This window comes from Shimia sp. (assembly GCF_022448905.1).
Classification (GTDB): domain Bacteria; phylum Pseudomonadota; class Alphaproteobacteria; order Rhodobacterales; family Rhodobacteraceae; genus Shimia.
On the sequence record NZ_JAKVCW010000022.1, the window covers coordinates 1 to 20,498 of the forward strand.

Consider the following 20,498-nt stretch of genomic DNA (forward strand, 5'->3'; position numbering starts at 1 on the left):
AACACTCTCTTAGTTCACGCCGCTTTTGGTTCCAAAAACTTTGACGACGGACAGAAGAAGTTCGGCAAAAAGAAATGACGGAAAGCTGGCGAACCCATCTGATCGGTTCGCCAATTTCAAACCTAAACCTCTGAAATCAAAGGAATAAAAATGAAGGTGGCGGAGACGAAGGCTGATTTACAATTCCGTTAAGTGTTTGTTATTGTGTCACTAAAAGAAATAGTTGTGGCGAAATACCACATTTCATACCACGTTGAGTTTAATTGTGTCGGGAGTTATGTTGTGGCTGGCTTGAAGCGGACAATCGCTTCCCTCGCAAATAGAGCCAAGCACAAGGTAGCACTTCATCCAAACTACAAGCTGCATATTCTCAGTCCATTGCCGCATGAATCCTAATAGGGATTCCGCCCATTCTTAATAAGAATGAGCGTCCATGATCTTTCTAGAGCTTCGATGGAAAAGGCAGGAAGTGCGTAGACTGCCATATATCGCAGCGCTTTCTGCCTTTTCGCCCCAGACCTGCTGTTCATTGGTACAACTGTCGCTGCGGTGCGACTTCCTCAAAGCCGTCCTTCACACGCGATGCAGCACTGGCACGACCGTTAAAGTCCGCGTCGCGGAAGAAGCGCCACTTCGCTGCGATTGCAGCTCGATCGCACCGAGTATCCGTTTTGCGCAGATAGCGCCCTTTGCAAAGTCGCAGCGGCCAGCCAGGCCCGAAGACGTGACCGGCCCAAAGCAGCCATTAGAGTGTCTTGCAGCAAACGGCGCCTATGAGCCCAACTGGGCCCTAATTTGCAACGCAGCGAATGGCTGCTTCTGCAACTTGCTCGAAGATCGCTCGGTTTTTTGACGTCGAAGCCACGATCATGCCGCCTTCAAGGGCGGCAACGATCAGGTTAGCGGTTTCAGCAGCATGTTCGACGCCGTGTTCGGTCAGCAGCGTTTCCAGCCACGCCTTGTTCATTTCAAAGAACGCTTTTGTACGTGCGTTCACATTTTCCGGCAGTCCAATGGCCTCGGCGCCCATTACGGCGCAAAGGCAAATGGACTCCCCCAACACAAGCGCCTTTGAATAGAGCCCCACGAAAGCGTCCAGCGCCGCGCGCAGCTCGATTTGGTCGATCCTGTCGAGTTCTTCTTTAAACTGCTCCGCGTAACGCGTGACGAGGGCCTCACCGAGGTCTGGCTTGGTCGGAAAGTGGTAGTGCACGCTTGCGCTTTTGATTCCCACGTCTCTAGCCAGATCGCGGAAACTCATCTCGGCAAAGCCCACGCCTCGCACACGCTTCTCGGCGGCCTCAAGAATTTTCTCTTTCATTGTCATGGGCCTACACTCATTTACCTATCGATTGATAGATAGCCGTTGACAGAAGCAGGGTCAACCTCTAATTCAATACCTACCAACTGATAGGTAGATGCAGAAAGGAACTCTGACAATGGCTACTGGAAACCAACAAAAGCGCGTGCTGCTTGTGATGTCGTCGGTCGACGAGATGGGCATTTCGGGTAAGCAGACCGGCACCTGGTTCACCGAACTGGCGGCGCCCTACTACATCCTGACCGAAGCTGGATATGAGGTCGTCTTTGCCTCGCCCGAGGGCGGCGCGGCGCCGATTGATCTGCTCTCGATGAAAGCCCCCTTCACGACGGAATACACCGAACGCTTCTTCAATGATCCTGTGGCGATGTTCGCGGCTCAGAACACTCGTAAGCTGCGCGAGATCGACTACTCGACCTTCGACGCGCTCTTTGTGCCGGGCGGCTATGGACTGATCTGGGATCTGGCGAGCGACAGCTACGCGATCAAGATGATCCGGGACTTCTACGAAAGCGACCGGCCCGTGGCGATGGTCTGTCACGCGCCCGCCATCCTGCGCGACATCAAGCTCTCGAACGGCGAGTACTTGGTCAATGGCGTCGATCTGACTGGCTTTAAGAACGCCGAGGACAGCGAGATCGAGCTTCTGCATCACCTGCTGTTCTCGCTTGAGGACGAGCTGAAGGGCCGCGGTGCCAACTATATCAGCAAGGCCAACTGGGAGGCCAACGTTGTCGAGGACGGCGCGTTGATGACCGGTCAGAGCCCTGCCTCTGCACCGCCGCTCGCCGAAGCGCTCAAAGCGCGTTTGGCGGCATGAACGACACCCCATCGGGGCGGTAACAAATGCCGCCCCGGTGCCTCAATGAGCTGATCATCGAAGAAACTGTCGCGGACTTTGAGCAGTTTGACATCGACCTTATTCTGCCGGGGCATTGCACCGGCTGGCGGGCAACGAACGCCCTTGAACGGTCCTATGGCGAGCGGGTGGTGCCCATCGCTGTAGGTATGAAAATCAACCTTTGAGAAAGGTGACAGAAATGGAACTCAACGCAAACTTTGACGAACGCGCCGTCGTGCATTCAGATCAGGAGCCCTGGGTCGCCTCGCCGATGAAAGGGGTGGACCGTCGGATGCTGGACCGGATCGGCGACGAGGTCGCACGGGCCACCACGATCGTGCGTTACGCGCCCGGCAGCGCCTTTTCTGCTCACACCCACACAGGCGGTGAGGAGTATCTGGTGCTCGATGGCGTCTTTCAGGACGAACATGGCGATTTCCCCGTTGGCACCTATGTGCGCAACCCGCCGACATCGTCGCATACCCCCAGTTCGGCCCCAGGCGCCACGATTTTTGTCAAACTCTGGCAATTCAACATGGACGACCGCAATCAAGTGACCATCGACTCGATGGCCGAGACGCCGCAGCCCGTCCGCGACGGCGTGGCCGAAATCCCGCTGTTTCAAGATGCTCGCGAGCGCGTGCGCATTGAGGTGTGGGACGCCAATGCCTCCATTGCGGACAACGACCACAAGGGGTTCGAGGCGCTGGTGATAGAGGGCACATTTGTCGAAAGTGGCGAAGAGTTTGCGAAGAACTCTTGGCTGAGGCTTCCCGCGGGTATGCCATTGAACGCAATCGCAGGTCCGGAAGGTGCACGCCTCTGGATCAAATCTGACCATCTGGCCGAGGCACCAACCGCGCCCACTTAACCGGAGGAAAACGACATGGCTGCTCAAAGCGCATCCCTCGCGATTGTCGCGGGGGCCGGGGCAGGGCTTGGCCGAACCTTGGTCTCAAGCTTCAATGACAATGGCTACATCGCTTTTGGGCTGAACCGTACGGTGCCCAACGGCGCCAAGGAGACGATCCTAGCTGTGGATCTCGCGAACGCTCATCTCACCGCGCGCAAATTGCTCGATCTGAACGGCACCCATGGCGCGCCCAAGCTGGTGGTTCATAACACAGCCAAGTTGGTGATTTCTGACTTTGAGAACACCTCGGTTGACGACTTCGAAGCAACCTGGCGGTCGATGGTTCTTTCGGCGGTGAACCTTGCCAAGGGCGTGTTGCCCGGCATGGTCGAAACCGGCGGCGGAACATTCATCGTCTCGGGCGCGACGGCCAGCTTGCGCGGGGGCAAGAACTTTGCGGCGTTCGCTGCTGCAAAGGCCGCGCTTCGGGCGCTGACACAATCATTGGCGCGGGAATACGGGCCGAAGGGCATCCACGTGGCACATGTGATCCTGGACGGGATTGTCGACACCGAAGCCAGCCGAGACCTGCATGGCATGGACCCCGCCCGGATGATGAAACCTGAAGACATCGCGCAGGTCTATCTGGACCTCGCCAACCAACCGAAATCTACTTGGACCCATGAGCTGGATCTCAGACCTATGGGGGAGGCATTCTGATGCAAACAGACATTCTCATAGTGGGCGGCGGCCTGTCAGGCCTCGCTCTGGCGGATCACTTGGCCCAGCAGGGCACTGACTTCTTGCTTGTAGAGGCGCAGGAACGCTTGGGAGGTCGGATCATGACCAAAGACATCGCGGGTGGCCGGTTCGATCTTGGCCCAGCCTGGTTTTGGCCTGGCCAACCGCGCATGGCCGCACTTTCCCGGCGGTTCAACATCCCCGTCTTCGAGCAGTTCTCAACCGGCGATCTGATGTATCAGGACCAAACAGGTGCCGTTCAACGCGGGCGGGGCTATGCCTCGATGCAAGGGTCGTACCGCTTGGACGGCGGGATGGGCGCTTTGATTGATGGGCTGGCCAATTCGTTGGATGAAAACAAGATCCTCACGAACGCCAGGCTCGACACGGTTGCCCATGGCTCGGACGGTATAACAGCGACCGTCATCCAAGATGGGTCAGCGACAACCATTAAGGCACGTCAGATCATTCTGGCTGTTCCGCCACGCGTGGTTGCGGACAACGTGACGTTCGAGCCCGCACTGGATGCCGCGCAACTTCAATCGCTCAAGAATGTCCCCACATGGATGGCGGGTCAGGCGAAAATTGTTGCCGTCTATGACGAGCCGCACTGGCGCAACGCTGGCCTCTCTGGCGACGCGATGAGCCACTGCGGGCCGATGTTCGAAATCCACGACGCCTCGCCAATGAACGGTGGGCCTTACGCACTGTTTGGTTTTGTGGGCGTGCCCGCGGATGCCAGAGAGGTTCATCGGGACGAGGTGATGAAGCTTGCCCAGGAGCAACTCGTTGCGCTGTTTGGCCCCGAGATGGGCAACCCGCGCGACTTGATCCTGCAAGACTGGGCGACCGTTCCCGAGATCGCCCGCGCGCAAGACCGACGGCCCGTCAGCCGCCACCCAAGCTATGGCTTGCCGCACGAATTACGTCCGTTGGCGCAGAAAGGCCTCTACTTCGGCTCCACGGAGACCGCCCACGGCTATGGGGGCTTCCTTGAAGGCGCGCTGGAGACAGCCGAAGGACTGTCCAAGACCCTCCCTTTGGTGGCGTCTATGAGTGCCTAAAGACAAAATGCTAGCCCCCGAAGCGGACATTGCTCAAATGTCGGCAGTGTCCGCGTTGCAGACCTTTGAGCAACGCGCAGCCAACTTCCGGAATCTGCCCACCTTTGGGTTTGGACTGGAACCAGCAACGATGCGGATCACGTCTGCTTCGGGCTGGGAGCGGGCATCCGGCAGTTTCATCTCTAATCACTGACCAAGAGGTCCACCTCGGCCAGGCGCCGACGGCAGCATTGCGCAGAAAGCAGAATTTGCAAAATCGTCGGATTTTAGGGCTTTACAGAGGTTTCGTGCCGCACGCGCACTTGGAAAAGCCGCCCTTCGCCGCAGGTGCAGCCGCCAATTGTCATCGAACGGGAAAGGAGCGGGACAGTGCCGTTGTTCAAACACCGATGGTCAATGTCTGCCTTATGCATTATTGATCTCAGCGCAATGCAACCGGCCAGGCAACCAGACCGCCCCGAGTTTATCGCGATGGCAACCGTCTTGATGGCAACAATTGCGTTGTCGATAGACGTGATGTTGCCCGCGCTCGGGGACATGGCATCGGAGCTTGGCGTGGAAAGCAACCGACGCCAGATGGTGATCGTTGCCTTGTTTTTGGGGTTGGCGGCGGGTCAGTTGGTGTTCGGGCCAATGTCGGACAGCATAGGCCGCCGACCGGCTATCGTCATTGGCGCAGCCTTCTTCGCTGTCGGCGGTTTGATCTGCGCAATGGCAACGACTTTCGAGACGCTCATAGCGGGCCGCCTGTTGCAGGGCGCGGGAGCCGCAGGGCCCCGGATTGTCACCGTGGCGCTGATCCGCGACCGCTTCGAAGGTGCCGCGATGGCGCGCGTGATGTCCATTATCATGGGCATCTTCATCATGGTACCAGTTCTTGCTCCATCGCTCGGCCAGGCTTTGTTGCTAGTAATGCCCTGGCGTGGATTGTTCACGCTTCTGTCGGTCGTTTGTGTCGGTGGAGCCTTGTGGCTTCTTCGCCGGCAGCCCGAAACGATTCTGGAGAAACGCACCTTTCGGGTCGGCAAATTCGCTGCTGCTGTTCTCGAAGTCCTGACGGAACGACGGGCCATGGCATTCACTGTGGCAGGTGGTCTCTGCTATGGTGCGCTTATGGGATATATCAACTCCTCGCAGCAACTCTTTCAGGAAACTTATGAAGTCGGAACTCTTTACGCCGTCCTATTTGGCTGCGCAGCGCTTTTTATATCGGTCGCAACACTGACCAACGCGCGCCTTGTGAAACGCTTCGCCATGGATCGGATTTGTGTTCTTGCAGTCTCAGGGCTGATCATTTGGTCACTCGCCTTTATGGGCATGATGATGATCATGGGTGATCTTCCGCCGCTCTGGCTGTTCATGAGCGCAAACTGTCCAGCACTCTTCCTTCTTGGTCTGACGTTCGGTAACTTCAATGCAATCGCACTGGAAAAACTGGGGCATATTGCAGGGCTCGCAGCTGCTGTAACGGCGTCAGTATTGACGCTCGTGGGTGCTGTCGCGGCGGGCGCAATCGGATTCAGCTACAATATGAGTCTCTATCCCATCTTTCTGGGGTACGCTATCTGCGGAGCCATAGCCCTGATCCTGATGTTATTGCCCTCCGCCAAAAGCTGACATTCGGTCGAAGTGCAGCATTCTGCAAAATGGGCTCGGAGCTGCACTGCGGCAGTGCAGCGCCTAATTTTGCTGCTATAGCTGAGATGACGCCACCATAAATGACGGTAGGCAGCCCTTTCATGACATTCACATGAGGCTCAGAACGTTCTCCGCTGCAGGCGCAAAGCTGTAAGGCCGATTTCCCGAAAGCTGCCTTTCAATACTAAACCGCAGCGGTGCCGGATGCTGCGTGAGCCACCAATGGCAGCGATGCGCAGGTAGCTGACTTTGCAAAGTCGTCAAACTAGCCACCTATTGCCCCAGAATTCTATGAGCAATGCTGCGGCGCAGATCACCGAAGCAGTCGTTAGCTGCAGTTGCGAAGGTTCATGCCAAGCGAAATTGCATAATGCGGGACTTTTCTGCCTTTGGCGGAACCAACCCCGATCAGCAGGTGCAAAGAGTAGCTTAATTTACGCCAAATCCTGTCCAAGGATTGAGGAGTAGCTCAAATCGAACTAATTTGATCTGAATGACTGGTTCGATAATGGCCGAAAATGACCGGTATCTGTCATTGCGCGCCGGAGATATTCTTGAAATTTTCTTGTATATGACGACGAACGAAAATGTCCTCTCTGGACCTTCACCCACTACTAAGCGTGTAGTAGCGCTGGTATACGATGGCGCAAATGCAACAGACATAGTCGGTCCGTTGGATGTTCTGGCTGGTGTCCAACTTGCGCTTCGAACGTCAGACCAACCTTACAAAATAGAAGTTGTATCACTGAATGGCGGGCCAATAACCACGGGACCTTCATGCGTTCAAATTCAGACGATCCCCCTGTCAAGTATCCGCGGTGGGGATATCGATATTCTGCTAGTTCCTGGTGGCGAAACTGCCATGGAGGTGGCGAAACAATCTAAAATGCGATTAGCAATTGAAGAACTTGCCGCTCAATCAACGCACACAGCTAGCATATGCACGGGCGCCTTTCTATTAGCGGAAGCAGGGCTTCTAAAAGAACGAAGAGCCACGACACACTGGGCATGGGCAGAAAAGTTAAGACAAAAGTTCCCAGACGTCACCGTTGAAGATGACAAAATCTACATTCAAGACGGAAAAATATTCACATCTGCAGGTATTACAGCAGGAATGGACCTTGCTCTGGCGCTTGTTCAGCTCCATTTCGGCCCGCGTATAGCTCTAACCGTCGCTCAATATTGGGTTATGTTTCTAAAACGGCCAGGCGGTCAATCGCAGTTCAGTTGTCTCTTGCCGTCAGTTCAATCAATCACTGGACCAATAGAGAGGGTTATGCTGTGGGCCCAAGAGAACCTTGAATCAAGTATTACTGTCGAGTCAATGGCAAGATATAGTTCGATGAGCGCAAGGAACTTCCATCGAAGATTTACTAAAGAAGTTGGTCAAACGCCATCAAAATACATACAAACACTCCGGTTATTTAGAGCAAAAAGCGAACTAGAGCTGTCTCAAAAATCTCTAGACGAAATCTCTAGAGACGCTGGCTTTACAAGTTCACATCAGTTTCGACGAAGCTTCATACGCTCTTTTCAAGTCTCACCTACACAATACCGCAACAGAAATAGAGAATTGCCTTGACACAATTTGGAATTAAAAACTCTTTTCAGGCAAATCTGGAAAATCTAGTAGGCGTTGAATACTATGATGCATCTAACTTTAGGAGTAACCAAGTAGATATGGTTGTAAGCTCCGAAGAGCACTTTTCTCAAATTTCAATCATCTTGGATACACTTGGATTTCAGATCAATCGATCAAAGTGTCTGGACGATCTTTTCTCGAGCATCTCTGAGGACCCGGAACGGACTGCAATTGTAGTTATTTGCATGGATCAGAATAATATACACAGACTAGAAAGTCACTTTAGGCTTCTGAAAATGATGGATTATCACTTACCAGTATTGATCCTTGATTGTGGACTAAACACAGGATCAGGGATCTATGAAAAAAAAATTTACAGAGACTGTGTGCATCACTTCACTTGCGCAACGTCCATTTTGTCAAAGCAAATTTACAGTGCAGTTCTCGCAAGTTTGGCCTGGTCGTCCGAGATTGATCGCGTTCATGCGAGCAGCATAATGCTTCTCGAAAAAATTTATAAGAAACACTGAAAAAACTGATCAAACCCGATGTTATGAGCTACGCGCCAGTGATTGGACTGTACGTGTCGCGGTTTGATGCCGCTCCTTGCGCATAGTTGCCCTTGATGGCTAGCAAGACAGAGGTGGTCTTACGTTTTCGACCAGTTTGCGGCCAACTTAAGATGGATCAGAGTTTCATTTAGGCTGCTATTCTCATTGGCTGTATTTTGCTGGCACCAGCAGTTGACCACCTTGGTTCGCACGCAGTTTCGCTGCGGACACGCTGTCGTACTGCCGCATGGTGGCTTAGAGCCCACATTGACTAATGCCGCGCATTGCAACAACGGCAGCTTTCTTGTCTTGACGAATTGGTTGTGCCGGATCAGCGTCATGTCAGAACGGTCGGCTTTATCAACAAGCGGGATGTCAGAAAACGATGAAGATAGAACACACCGAAGTCCTTGTTATTGGCGGCGGAACAGCCGGCTTCGGCGCTGCCATCTCTGCTGCGCGCGAAGGTCTTCAGGTCACATTGTTGGAAGCGACCAGCAAAATCGGCGGCGTTATGGCTTTCTGCCCTGGTATGCCTTGGGGCGGCGCATATCCGATGGATCAGATTATCGGCGGCATAATTGAAGAACTCACAGAACGCCTCGCATCGATGGACCCGCCAGCCGCCGAGAAGCGCGCTTGCACGCTAGACAATTTCGGGCCCGAAATCATCTACGACCATGATGTGGCGACGCTCACTATGTTTGAGATGCTCGAAGAAGCGGGTGTGCGTGTCAGGCTGGGAACCATCGCGCTTGAACCAGAGATGGACGGTGCGACGATTGTATCCGTCTCGTGCTGTGATCGGCATGGCCCCTTCACTGTTCAGCCGAAGATCGTACTTGATTGCTCGGGCGACGGCGACATCTCGGCCAAAGCAGGTGTGCCTTACGTTCTTGGTGATGCGTCAGGCAACATGATGGCAGTTACGATTTCCTTCTTCATGATGGGCGCGGACTGGGACCGCGCTTTCGCCGATCCGGACCCGTATTTCCAAAAATACGCAGAGATTGGTGTCGAAGATGGCAGGTTGCACAGCGATCTCCGGAAGCTGTACCTCATGCGAGGCTTTCATGAAGGCACGGTCTTTTGCAACTCTGTCCATGTCCGCGGTGTGGACGGCACAGATCCGTTGGCCGTGAGTGCTGCCACACAAGAAGGTCGCCGTAGGTGCCACCAGTTGGCCGCGTTCCTGCGTACTGAAGTTCCGGGTTTTGAACAGGCGCATATGGCCATGCTTTCACCAACAGTTGGCGTGCGCGAGACGCGCAAATTGCGTGGCATGTATCGCCTGAAGGGAGAGGACCTGGCATGTGCGACCAAGTTCGAGGATGGGATTGTGGCGTGTGACAACCCTATCGACGATGTGATGCGCGCCAAGGGCGACATGACCCATCACGCTGCCATCCAATCCGGGCATTACTATACAATTCCGTTCCGGTCTCTGGTACCTGAGGAGATAACAAACCTCATGTTTGCGGGGCGCATTTTGTCGGCAGACTCGGTCGCATTCGCCTCCGTACGCGGCATGCCACAATGCATGGCGATGGGTCAGGCCGTCGGAACGGCAGCAGCGATGTCTATACGATCAAACATCGCCGTTCAGGCAATCTCGACGGCCCGTCTTGTTCAACGCGTGTCCGAACAAGGCATCAACCGGTTGAGACTGCCTGAACACGACGTGCCGTAACGATTTGGCTAGCAAATCTGGTATCTACGAAAATGCGGACGTTCGATTGTCGGATGGTCGGGATAGCTTTGTCTCGCAATCCAGTCTTTGGAGCATGTCGAGATCTCGCCATCGCAGCGAAGGTCTCATATGGCGGGCCGCGCTGCAACATCGACGGTAATTGCTGATGGCGGTAATGGGCCGTTCGCAGGACTTTGCAAAGTCAGCTTCCTGCGCATAGCTGCCATAGGGTCTGATAGGAAGCTCACGCAAAAGGGGTATCTAGCCGAGCCTGCTATCTCACCAGCTCAAAGGGTCTCTAAGCTAACCATCTGGGATGTGTTCTTGCTCTGTGCGGCAACCATCCAGCGCGGAAGCGCTTGGGTTCCAAGCCATCCGAATTTCAAGGTCTTGGGTGCCTTTACAGCGTGAGCAACGCAGGCGTGGCCGAATGCCTTCTGAAAACTGAGAAATCGCTTTCTCGTTGGTTGTCGTCCCGTAGTAACCGCAGGGGCATTTGATCTGGAGACAAAGCAAACAGGCTTCCTTGTTGGATAACATCAGAGCCTTCTAGGAGCTTTCCTCGAAGGCCGTTCCATGCTGGCGCATCTCGTTATCAACCTCAACCCACCCGCCTCTGGCGGGTTTTTTTATGGAGAAACACATGAACATAAACCAAGCCACCTTAGACCTTGTGAAGCGCTTTGAAGGTCTTGAGCTGACTGCGTATCTCGATCCGGTGGGCGTACTCACCATTGGATACGGCTACACCAACAGCGCGGGCTTTGGTCCTGGCGTGTCTGTGGGTGAAACGTGGACCAAGCCCTTTGCGGAGCAAATGCTGTGGGAGGGGCTTGAACGTTTTGCGGATCAAATCAGACCCATGTTCCGTCGCGCGCCCAATGACAATGAGTTCGGTGCGATGCTGTCTCTCGCGTATAACATTGGCGTTGGGGCGTTCAGCCGATCTACCTGCCTGCGCCGCTTCAACGCGGGGGATATTGAGGGCGCTGCCGAAGCGCTGACATGGTTCAACAAGGCTGGTGGCAAGGTCTTGCGCGGGCTTACACGCCGCCGTGCGGCCGAGCGCGAACTGTTTCTTACGGATGCTGCAATCCTTGAAGCAACACCCAAGGCAGACGCGGAGCGCAGTTCACCGGCTCAGTCCTCAACGATCCGCGCCGTTGCTGGTACTGCGGCGGCGGGGGCAGGGGGTGTTCTAACCGCATTGGGCAAGCTGGACCCTTTGGCTCAGTATATCCTCTTGGGCTTTTCTGCTGTTGCGCTGATCGGGCTGGGCTGGATTGCGCGCGAGCGGCTTCGCAAGTGGGCAGGAGGGGCGCGGTGATGCTGCGCTTCCTACCTTCCAAGGCGGCAGTATGGGCCGCACTCAGCGCGTTTGTGGTCGTCTTGCTTGCATGGCTTCGCATCGATGCGAAGAACGATCAGAGGCGCAAAACAGAAGCCCTGCGGAACAAAGCCCGCCTTGATGCCATCCAAAGCAAACAGGAGATAGATCGAGATGTGGAGACGCAAGACGATACCGCTCTTATTGACCGCCTCACTCGTAACTAGCGCATGCTCTCAATCTCCCGCTGGAGATTTCTGCGACATTGCCGAGCCTATCCGGTTTGAGCGCGACGTCGCTTCGGTGGTTGTGACAGGAAATCGCGGCACCGCCGAAACGATCGATGCCCAGAACCGTTATGGGGAACGGCACTGCGGATGGTGAGCCATCCCCGATTTGTCATGCGTCGGTTATTGCGTGGCTCACCTTATTTGTCATGGGCCAAGTGCGGCGATACGAGTTTGGCGAGCTCGAAAAAACGGACAATTTCGCCGTCACAGTCACCGGCTCTACAAGTGACTTCCTTTTCTTCAACGTTATGCGCGTGGATGGCAGTGCCGTTACAGGAATGGAATATTCGCTTGATATCATCGTAGCTGTTTGACTTCGCGTCTCCCAGCAGAACCAAGGCACTGAGGAGTTCAGCCGCCGGGTGTTCAACGACAATCCCAACATTCGGCGGTTCCACAGCAATGTCGTAATTGATCGGGTGAAAGCCGGGCTACAGGTACCGGTTTGAGGCAACGTGCCGGGTTTCTGAGGCGTTATGGCGCGGTGGCTAAAGTGCTTGGAATTGACTTGAGAACCAACAAAGCGCCGCCTGCTGCAATTGTTAATAACACAAGGGCGACCTTCAGATCGCCCCACCAAGGTTGTCTTTTCATGAAGTCTTTCATCCTTTTCATGTCTGTCCTCGCGTTGTGATTACAGTATCGATCTCCCCACCGCGGATACTTGACAGGGAGGTCGTCTAAATTTGAACGCATGAAGGTCCCGTGGTTATTGGTCCGCCATTCAGTGATACAACTTCTATTTTGTAAGGTTGGTCTGACGTTCGAAGCGCAAGTTGGACACCAGCCAGAACATCCAACGGACCGACTATGTCTGTTGCATTTGCGCCATCGTATACCAGCGCTACTACACGCTTAGTAGTGGGTGAAGGTCCAGAGAGGACATTTTCGTTCGTCGTCATATACAAGAAAATTTCAAGAATATCTCCGGCGCGCAATGACAGATACCGGTCATTTTCGGCCATTATCGAACCAGTCATTCAGATCAAATTAGTTCGATTTGAGCTACTCCTCAATCCTTGGACAGGATTTGGCGTAAATTAAGCTACTCTTTGCACCTGCTGATCGGGGTTGGTTCCGCCAAAGGCAGAAAAGTCCCGCATTATGCAATTTCGCTTGGCATGAACCTTCGCAACTGCAGCTAACGACTGCTTCGGTGATCTGCGCCGCAGCATTGCTCATAGAATTCTGGGGCAATAGGTGGCTAGTTTGACGACTTTGCAAAGTCAGCTACCTGCGCATCGCTGCCATTGGTGGCTCACGCAGCATCCGGCACCGCTGCGGTTTAGTATTGAAAGGCAGCTTTCGGGAAATCGGCCTTACAGCTTTGCGCCTGCAGCGGAGAACGTTCTGAGCCTCATGTGAATGTCATGAAAGGGCTGGTACCAGCAGTTGATAACCTTGGTTTGCGAGCAGTTATGCTGCGGACACGCTGCCGCACTGCCGCATGGCGGCTTAGAGCCCATAGCGGAAGTCCTTAAATGATGCTGCGAGCGCTTGCAGCATGGAAATTTCTGCAGATGCGAGCCAAGCGGCACTACTGTGCAGCAGGAAAACCAGCCGACCATTAACGCTACAGATGGGTATTCCAACGAAAGAGCTGCGCAAGTAAGCTTTGGCATATGATTTATGCCGCCCTCATTTCCGTGAGGTTTGACCAAGTTCAACCCAAAAGGAGTAGTCTTCAATGCTGATGCCAAATTCGGTACCTGACCTTCGTGAAGCAGCCGCCGCCGCTCGCGAGAACGCTTATGCGCCTTATTCGAACTTCAAGGTTGGCGCCGCCATGCGCGGAGCATCTGGGAAGATCTACATCGGAGCAAATGTTGAGAATGTCGCCTATCCAGTGGGCACTTGCGCTGAGGAAGCGGCGCTTGCTGCCATGATTGTCGCAGGGGAGACCGAAGTCATTGAGGCCTATGTCATTGCAGACTCGCCAGAACCTGTGCCGCCCTGCGGTGCCTGCCGACAGCGCTTAAAAGAGTTTGGCAAAAACGATGTGACCGTTTGGATGGGCACCACCGACGGCAAAGAAGAAGCCACAACGATCGGTGACCTGCTACCCGGGGCTTTTGATGCCGGATACATGGCCCGCAGTTAAGAGGTCAGGTCAGCCGCCGCACGATTTCCGCGATGTGCGCAGGTCCAACTTCACAGCAGCCGCCTATGATGGTCGCTTCCATCTGAGCCCAGTCCTCCGCAAAATCGGCATAGGCTGCTGGCGTTAGATCTGTACGCGCTGACAATTCTTGAACGGTCGCACCCACCTGGACGAAACTCTGGGTGATTTCAGTGAAACTGTTTGCGTAAGCACCAAAGGGTTTCCCGCAGCCTTTGATGACGTCTACGGCCATTGTTACCGCTTCGGGGGTAGCGCAATTGACAAGCAAGGCGTCCGCTCGGTCGATGCGGTCCATCACGTGTTCGAGAGGCTCTCCCGAGCGTAACTTCGTGCCGTCATAGTCATCGACGGACACGCTGAGCCAAATGGGCTTTTCATGCCCGGTTGCGCCCTCAAGCGTTGCATCAACGTGGGCCAAGGCAGAGACCGTCTCGATCAGGAAATGATCCACATACGGGGCTTGGATGCGGCAAATCTCAGCAAAGCGGTCTACCGCGTCGTGCGGCAGTGGGCCGGTCTGATAGGATCCGAACAAAGGGCCAATCGCCCCCGCCACACTCCCAACTTCTGCGGCGTCACGAGACGCACACGCAATCTCACACGCGGCACGGTGAAGCGGTTCGAACTGTTCATCAAGCCCGGCGGCGATCAGCCGGTCATGATGGATGGCATAGCTGTTGGTGGTCGCCACCATGGCGCCTGCAGCAAAGAAATCGTCATGCACCGCCCGCACAAGTTCTGGCTCGTCCAAAAGCACTTTGGTCGCCCAAAGAGGCGTTGGTCGAGCCGCACTTCGCGCAATGAGCTCTTGGCCCATGCCGCCATCCAGAATGGTGATCATGATACGTTTCTATGCTGCCGTTGGCGTTGCAGATTTCCTCCGACCCCGCCGTTCGCGCTTGGGACGTGCCACCTCGACATCGGTGCCGTCGCTTTCGGAGGAAAACGCGCCAAGGGCTGTGCTGATCGCCTTTAGGCTTGGACGGGCACCGATCTCCTGCGTGTCGAGCGCCTCTCGCATTTTCTCCAAGTGTGCTGGGGTCGTGCCGCAACAGCCGCCGATAACTTTGGCACCCGCCGCGCGGGCCAAGACCGCATATTCTGCCATCAGCTCTGGTGTTCCATCATAGTGGATTTCGCCATCAATGTATTTCGGGATACCTGCATTGCCCTTCGCGACGATCGGTATCTCGGGGTATGCTTGGTGAAAGCCCAAGACAGTGCGCAGCAAGTCATACGCACCCACCCCGCAATTGGCCCCGAAGGCGACGGGCGGATTGTCGAGGTTTTTGACCAAATCGACCAATTCGGGTGACGTGACACCCATCATTGTGCGACCCGCAGTGTCGAACGTCATGGTCCCGACCCAGGGCATCTCAACACTGGCGAAGGCTTCCGCGGCTGCGCTGTACTCCTCCGGTGCTGATATCGTCTCGAGCCACAGGATGTCCGCCCCGCCGTCCTTGAGGCCACGTGCGGTCTCTTCAAAGATGTCGACCGCTTCTGCGTGGCTGAGCGCGCCTACGGGTTCCATGATCTCGCCGGTTGGCCCAACCGAGCCTGCGACGACCACAGGACGCCCTGCGGCGTCAGCAATCTCGCGCCCGAGCTCCGCGGACCGTTTGGACAGTTCATAGGCGCGATCACCTGCATCATGCAGCTTGAGACGAGAGCGGTTCGCGCCAAACGAATTGGTGAGGAAGAGGTCCGACCCAGCCTCGACCGCGCCAGGATAGAGCGCACGGATGTTGTCAGGCTTGGTGTCGTTCCACAGCTCTGGACAATCGCCAGATTCCAGACCCATGTTGAACAGATTGGTACCGGTGGCCCCGTCGGCCATGAGCCAATCGCGCTCATTCAAGAATTCGATAAAGTCCATCACAATGGCGCCCTTGCTCAAACCATTACCATTTTGCGTTCGCACGCCAAGCGAGATGAATCAATTTCAATTTCCTCATGAGGAACATGAGGTGCATGTGGCTTTTTCAGGGTTCAGGTTTGAGCCGTGAGCGCCTCAGAAAAGCGCATTGGCTGGCCGGTACTGGGCGTCACAAGTTCGCCGTCCCACATGACCTTATGGCCACGAACAATCGTACCCACTGGCCAGCCGGTGACCGTGACACCATCGTAGGGCGTCCACCCCGCGCGGGATGCAATCCAATCATTGGTAATGGTCTCGCGCCGCTTCATGTCCACAATTGTGAGATCAGCATCGTAGCCAACCGCGATGCGGCCCTTTCCAACAATTCCAAACAGGCGGTTGGGCCCATGACTTGTCATATCGACAAATCTTTCCAAGCTCAGCCTGCCTTCGTTTACGTGGTTTAACATGGTCGGCACGAGGGTCTGAACACCCGTCATGCCAGAATGGCTGTCTGGATAGGCATGTTCTTTTTCCTCGCGGGTGTGCGGTGCGTGATCCGATCCCAGGATATCCGCGACGCCATTCGCCACACCTGCCCAAATCTGATCCTGGTGTGACTCGTCGCGTACGGGCGGGTTCATTTGGGCATAAGTCCCAAGACGCGCGTAGGCAGTATCATCGAGGGTGAGGTGATGGGGCGTGACTTCGACGCTGGCGACGTCTTTATGGTCCGCAAGAAAGGCGATCTCTTCCCCGGTTGAAATGTGCAAAACGTGAATCCGCTTACCGGTCTTGTGTGCCAATGCGACAAGACGTTTGGTGCAGTTCAGCGCGACCTCGGGCGAGCGCCAGACAGGATGGCTTGATGGATCGCTTGGGACACGAAGGTCCTTGCGCTCTTCCAGCATGTATTCATCTTCGCTGTGGAACGCTGCACGACGGGTGATCGCCCTCAGAATCGCCTCAACACCGTCATCGTCTTGGACCAAAAGTGCCCCTGTCGAGGATCCCATAAAGACCTTTACTCCGGCACACCCCGGCAGTTTTTCCAGGAAAGGAAGCTCCGAGACGTTCGCGTGGGTTCCACCCACATAGAAAGCAAAATCGCAGTGCATGCGGTTTGTTCCCGCCGCAATCTTGGCGTCAAAGGCCTCGCGCGTCGTTGTGAGCGGGTTCGTGTTGGGCATCTCAAACACACCTGTCACACCGCCCATGACCGCCCCGCGTGAGCCGGTTTCAAGGTCTTCTTTGTGCGTCAAACCCGGCTCGCGGAAATGAACCTGTGTATCGATAACGCCCGGAAGAATGTGCAGGCCCTTGCAATCCACCACGGTTTTCGATGCTGCGCGCGACAAGTTACCCAAAGCTGTAATATGTCCGTTATCTACCCCAATATCTGTCTCATGGACGCCGTGATGGTTGACGACAGTTCCGCGTCGAAAAATCGTATCAAAGCTATTCATGTGTTTTGGACCCAGAGTTTAGGCATTTGAGCTACAGGAAGAGCACAGACCATGCACCTCAATGACATGTCGCTGTGGCATGAACCCCGTTTCTTCAACGAAGCCAGAGAGGTTTTCGACAAGGCGCGGGGCGGTGCGTTCTTCGACAGTTCCGCATCCGTCACAGATGGACAGCACAGCCAATTTGTGAGTGCCATCGCATTGGCAAGCGATGTAGGCCTTGAGGGATTCGACCCGATGAACGCGACCGGTCTTGGTAAGTGCAGCCAGCGCATTGTAAACCGTCGGTGGCGCGATTTTTGGATGTGACGCCTGCAACCGATGCAGCACGTCGTAGGCGGACATGGCACCATCAGCCTCTCGCAGCACGGCGAGTATCTCTGCCCGCATTTGTTCACCGCGTTTTGTCATGGAACACCTCGCTTCATTTCATGCGCGGGTTGTCGACAGGCGGCACAGGATCGAACCCTGACCCGCCCCATGGATTACAGCGTGCCAGACGGTGAAGCGTCAACCAAAGCCCACGGACGGGCCCATGGGTTTCCAGGGCTTCGATCGCATAGACAGAACAGCTTGGTTGAAAGCGGCAAGAATGCCCAATCCAAGGCGACAGGATCAACCGATAGCCACGGATTGGAAGGATAAGGAGCCGCACAAAGAAAGCCCTCATGCGCGCATCCTCCAACGGCTCTCGCGGCCAGAGTCTTCAACTTCTACGCCCATCTCTAGTAGTTGATCGCGCAATTCGTCGGCACGCGACCAATCGCGATCAAAGCGCGCTTGCGCCCGCTGAGCAACCAGCGCTTCGATGTGATCGACCTCGCCAGCGCCCGCATGCGCCCAAGCAATTGGATCCTGCTGAAGGAGACCAAGGAAACTGCCCGCCTCGCGCAGGCCTGCCGCGATCTGGGCGCGGCGGCTTGGGTCGGCTTCAGAATGCACTTGTGCGGCAAGTGCATGCAGCGCGGCGAAGGCAGCCGGCGTGTTCAAGTCATCATCAAGCGCGGTCAGCACAGGGGCCATATCATCCGGCGATGGCTCTGCCGCCGGCTGATCGCGCAGCGTGCCGTAGAGCCGGTTCAGCGCCGAGCGCGCGGCCTTTGGTGTCTCTGGCGTCCAGTCGAGCGGTTGGCGATAGTGTGCGGATAGGAGCGCATAGCGGATCGCCTCGCCGGGAGCTTCCTTCAAGAGATCGCGCACCAAGAGAACATTGCCGAGCGACTTGGACATCTTCGCCCCTGACACGGTCACATGGCCATTGTGGACCCAGAACCGTGCCTTGGTGCCTTGTGCAATCTCGTTTTCATGATGCGGGAAGCGCAGATCAATGCCGCCGCCGTGGATGTCAATCTGCTCGCCCAAATGCGCGCGGATCATGGCAGAACACTCAATGTGCCAGCCGGGGCGTCCAAAGCCCCACGGGCTCTCCCAGCCGGGTTGGTCGGCGTCGGATGGCTTCCAAAGTACAAAATCGCGCGGGTCCCGCTTCCACGGTGCGACCTCTACCCGCGCCCCCGCAAGCATCTCGTCTGGGTTCGCACCTGAGAGCCTGCCGTAGTCCGGGAAGGCGGGAATGTGATAGAGCACATGACCCTCCGCCGCGTAGGCTTTGCCCTCTGCGATGAGGCCTTCAATCATCTCGATCATTGGCGCGATATGCGCCGTCGCGTGCGGCTCAATGTCCGGTGGGGCGACACCCAGCGCTGCAAGGTCTTCGTGATAGGCCTTCGTGAACTCCGTTGAAATCGCGTCGCAACTCACCGCTCTCGAAGCCGCCGCGGCGATGATCTTGTCGTCCACATCGGTGATGTTGCGGGCATAGGTGAGCTTTGGCACTTGCCTGCGTAGCACCCGCGCCAGAACGTCGAAAACAACTGCCGGTCGTGCATTGCCGATATGCGCGTATGAATACACCGTTGGGCCGCAGACATACATCCGCGCGTGTTCGGGATCACTTGGAACAAACGGCTCAACCTTGCGACCCATGGAATTGAATAACTGCAGCATCTGTCAGAACGGCATCGGGGCGGTTTCGTGGACCATTCCGTCGGCGGTTGTTTCGACTTCCTTTGGCTTCATACGGAGCATGTTCAGGCTGGCGTCAAGGTCGTCCTGGCTCATGTTTCGAGCAATCACGACGACCCGGCTGGTCGCATCTTGCCCGCTCCAGTTTTTCAGCGGAACAGGCGCATCAAAGATGTGTTGCACGCCGTGGAAGACAAAAGGCCAAGGCATGTCATCAACGTGCACAATGCCTTTCATGCGTAAGATGTCGGGACCCTTAAACGCGAGCAGCATGTCGAGCCAAAAGTCGAACGCATTGGCAGAAATTGGCGCTTCGATCTCGATGGAGGCTGAGGTTATGCAATGGTCATGACGCGCTTGAAAGGCTGTGCCATTCGCGGCGTCCTGTGGCGCGCTGCTGTTGCCAATCCAGGCTGCGATGTCCTCTGCCGAGACATCTTCGCGCATCGCCGAAATCCCAAACAAACCGCCGACCGGCACAGCGCCGCGATCTGCAGTAATGGGCTTGGCCCTGCCGTTCAGATCGGCCAGACGGGTTTCAAAAGCAGCGACATCATCCTCCGATACCAAATCTGTTTTCGTGACGACAATACGATCTGCCATGGCAATCTGGCTGACGGCTTCGGAATGGGCGTCCAGCGTTGCGGGGCCAGCCGCAGCATCGGCAAGCGTGACCACGCCGTCCATCCGGAAATAAGGCGCAATCAGATCGTCCATAACCAACGTTTGTAAGATCGGGGCGGGATCTGCGATGCCCGTCGTCTCAATAACGATCCGGTCAAAGCTGAGTTCATTGCGCTTCTTGCGCGCCATGAGCGCGCCGAGGGTCTTTGAGATATCGCCGCGGAACGTGCAGCAGAGACATCCCGACTGCATGAGGATCGTTTCCTCGGTCGACGCTTCGATCAAATCATGGTCAAGGCCAGCCGCGCCGAATTCGTTCACGATCACAGCAATCCGGCCTGCTTCTGGGTCATTGATCAAGTGGTTCAAAACGGTGGTCTTCCCGGCGCCAAGAAAGCCTGTCAGCAAAGTGACCGGGATACGCGTGCCTGTGGTGTCCATGGGCGTGCTCGTCCTCTTTACAATCCTGCGATTCTGCGCGAATAGCATTATGTTATAAAGT

At 55.6% G+C, this 20,498-nt stretch carries 21 protein-coding genes; 13 read left to right on the top strand and 8 right to left on the bottom strand.

Translation table 11 applies throughout. From position 1 onward, the window contains the following. Positions 1–790 precede the first annotated feature (790 nt). The gene (locus MK208_RS19485) at positions 791–1,321 is read right to left on the bottom strand and encodes a TetR/AcrR family transcriptional regulator (RefSeq protein WP_294119305.1); all 531 of its coding nucleotides are present in this window, start codon (positions 1,319–1,321) and stop codon (positions 791–793) included. A 118-nt stretch (positions 1,322–1,439) separates the two neighbouring features. Between MK208_RS19485 and MK208_RS19490 the strand changes: the two genes are divergently transcribed. The 13 genes from MK208_RS19490 to cdd all read left to right on the top strand — a co-directional run bounded on the left by MK208_RS19490 (position 1,440) and on the right by cdd (position 13,999). Next, positions 1,440–2,141, top strand: a complete 702-nt coding sequence (locus MK208_RS19490) for a type 1 glutamine amidotransferase domain-containing protein (protein WP_294119306.1) — start codon at positions 1,440–1,442, stop codon at positions 2,139–2,141. A gap of 26 nt (positions 2,142–2,167) precedes the next feature. Beyond that, positions 2,168–2,347: a hypothetical protein gene (locus MK208_RS19495; protein ID WP_294119307.1), complete on the top strand. Its 180-nt coding sequence runs from the start codon at positions 2,168–2,170 to the stop codon at positions 2,345–2,347. A gap of 14 nt (positions 2,348–2,361) precedes the next feature. Beyond that, positions 2,362–3,033: a cupin domain-containing protein gene (locus MK208_RS19500; protein ID WP_294119309.1), complete on the top strand. Its 672-nt coding sequence runs from the start codon at positions 2,362–2,364 to the stop codon at positions 3,031–3,033. Between the two features lie 15 nt (positions 3,034–3,048). After that, complete coding sequence (locus tag MK208_RS19505; RefSeq protein ID WP_294119310.1) at positions 3,049–3,735, top strand: SDR family oxidoreductase; 687 nt, start codon at positions 3,049–3,051, stop codon at positions 3,733–3,735. Beyond that, positions 3,735–4,820, top strand: a complete 1,086-nt coding sequence (locus MK208_RS19510; protein ID WP_294119311.1) for an NAD(P)/FAD-dependent oxidoreductase — start codon at positions 3,735–3,737, stop codon at positions 4,818–4,820. Before MK208_RS19505 ends, MK208_RS19510 begins: the two co-directional genes overlap by 1 nt. Positions 4,821–4,857: 37 nt before the next feature. Next, entirely contained in the window at positions 4,858–5,013 is a 156-nt protein-coding gene (locus MK208_RS19515) for a hypothetical protein (protein ID WP_294119312.1), read from the top strand. 176 nt (positions 5,014–5,189) lie between these two features. Beyond that, positions 5,190–6,437 carry a multidrug effflux MFS transporter gene (locus tag MK208_RS19520; protein ID WP_294119313.1) on the top strand — a complete coding sequence of 416 codons (1,248 nt, stop codon included), beginning with the start codon at positions 5,190–5,192 and terminating at the stop codon, positions 6,435–6,437. A 514-nt stretch (positions 6,438–6,951) separates the two neighbouring features. Further along, positions 6,952–8,040: a GlxA family transcriptional regulator gene (locus MK208_RS19525; protein ID WP_294119314.1), complete on the top strand. Its 1,089-nt coding sequence runs from the start codon at positions 6,952–6,954 to the stop codon at positions 8,038–8,040. 936 nt (positions 8,041–8,976) lie between these two features. Further along, positions 8,977–10,281, top strand: coding sequence for an FAD-dependent oxidoreductase (locus tag MK208_RS19530; protein WP_294119315.1), 1,305 nt, complete (start codon positions 8,977–8,979; stop codon positions 10,279–10,281). Between the two features lie 643 nt (positions 10,282–10,924). Next, entirely contained in the window at positions 10,925–11,608 is a 684-nt protein-coding gene (locus tag MK208_RS19535) for a lysozyme (protein WP_294119316.1), read from the top strand. After that, complete coding sequence (locus MK208_RS19540) at positions 11,608–11,835, top strand: hypothetical protein (protein WP_294119317.1); 228 nt, start codon at positions 11,608–11,610, stop codon at positions 11,833–11,835. Before MK208_RS19535 ends, MK208_RS19540 begins: the two co-directional genes overlap by 1 nt. Before the next feature lie 116 nt (positions 11,836–11,951). Then, positions 11,952–12,212, top strand: a complete 261-nt coding sequence (locus MK208_RS19545) for a hypothetical protein (RefSeq protein WP_294119318.1) — start codon at positions 11,952–11,954, stop codon at positions 12,210–12,212. Between the two features lie 1,373 nt (positions 12,213–13,585). Beyond that, complete coding sequence (cdd, locus tag MK208_RS19550; RefSeq protein WP_294119319.1) at positions 13,586–13,999, top strand: cytidine deaminase; 414 nt, start codon at positions 13,586–13,588, stop codon at positions 13,997–13,999. Positions 14,000–14,003: 4 nt separating this feature from the next. Here the strand turns inward: cdd and MK208_RS19555 are convergent, their stop codons facing one another. The 7 genes from MK208_RS19555 to MK208_RS19585 form a co-directional block, all read right to left on the bottom strand. Beyond that, positions 14,004–14,861, bottom strand: coding sequence for a homocysteine S-methyltransferase family protein (locus MK208_RS19555; RefSeq protein ID WP_294119320.1), 858 nt, complete (start codon positions 14,859–14,861; stop codon positions 14,004–14,006). 9 nt (positions 14,862–14,870) lie between these two features. Then, the gene (bmt, locus tag MK208_RS19560) at positions 14,871–15,899 is read right to left on the bottom strand and encodes a betaine--homocysteine S-methyltransferase (RefSeq protein ID WP_294119321.1); all 1,029 of its coding nucleotides are present in this window, start codon (positions 15,897–15,899) and stop codon (positions 14,871–14,873) included. 113 nt (positions 15,900–16,012) lie between these two features. After that, a complete protein-coding gene (locus tag MK208_RS19565; RefSeq protein ID WP_294119322.1) occupies positions 16,013–17,347 on the bottom strand; it encodes a dihydroorotase in 1,335 nt (444 codons plus the stop codon). An 18-nt stretch (positions 17,348–17,365) separates the two neighbouring features. Then, the gene (locus MK208_RS19570) at positions 17,366–17,758 is read right to left on the bottom strand and encodes a transcriptional repressor (RefSeq protein WP_294119324.1); all 393 of its coding nucleotides are present in this window, start codon (positions 17,756–17,758) and stop codon (positions 17,366–17,368) included. Between the two features lie 13 nt (positions 17,759–17,771). Beyond that, the gene (yidD, locus tag MK208_RS19575) at positions 17,772–18,017 is read right to left on the bottom strand and encodes a membrane protein insertion efficiency factor YidD (RefSeq protein ID WP_294119326.1); all 246 of its coding nucleotides are present in this window, start codon (positions 18,015–18,017) and stop codon (positions 17,772–17,774) included. Beyond that, entirely contained in the window at positions 18,014–19,354 is a 1,341-nt protein-coding gene (cysS, locus tag MK208_RS19580) for a cysteine--tRNA ligase (RefSeq protein WP_294119328.1), read from the bottom strand. Before cysS ends, yidD begins: the two co-directional genes overlap by 4 nt. A 3-nt stretch (positions 19,355–19,357) precedes the next feature. Further along, positions 19,358–20,437: a GTP-binding protein gene (locus tag MK208_RS19585; RefSeq protein WP_294119330.1), complete on the bottom strand. Its 1,080-nt coding sequence runs from the start codon at positions 20,435–20,437 to the stop codon at positions 19,358–19,360. Between the last annotated feature and the right edge of the window lie 61 nt (positions 20,438–20,498).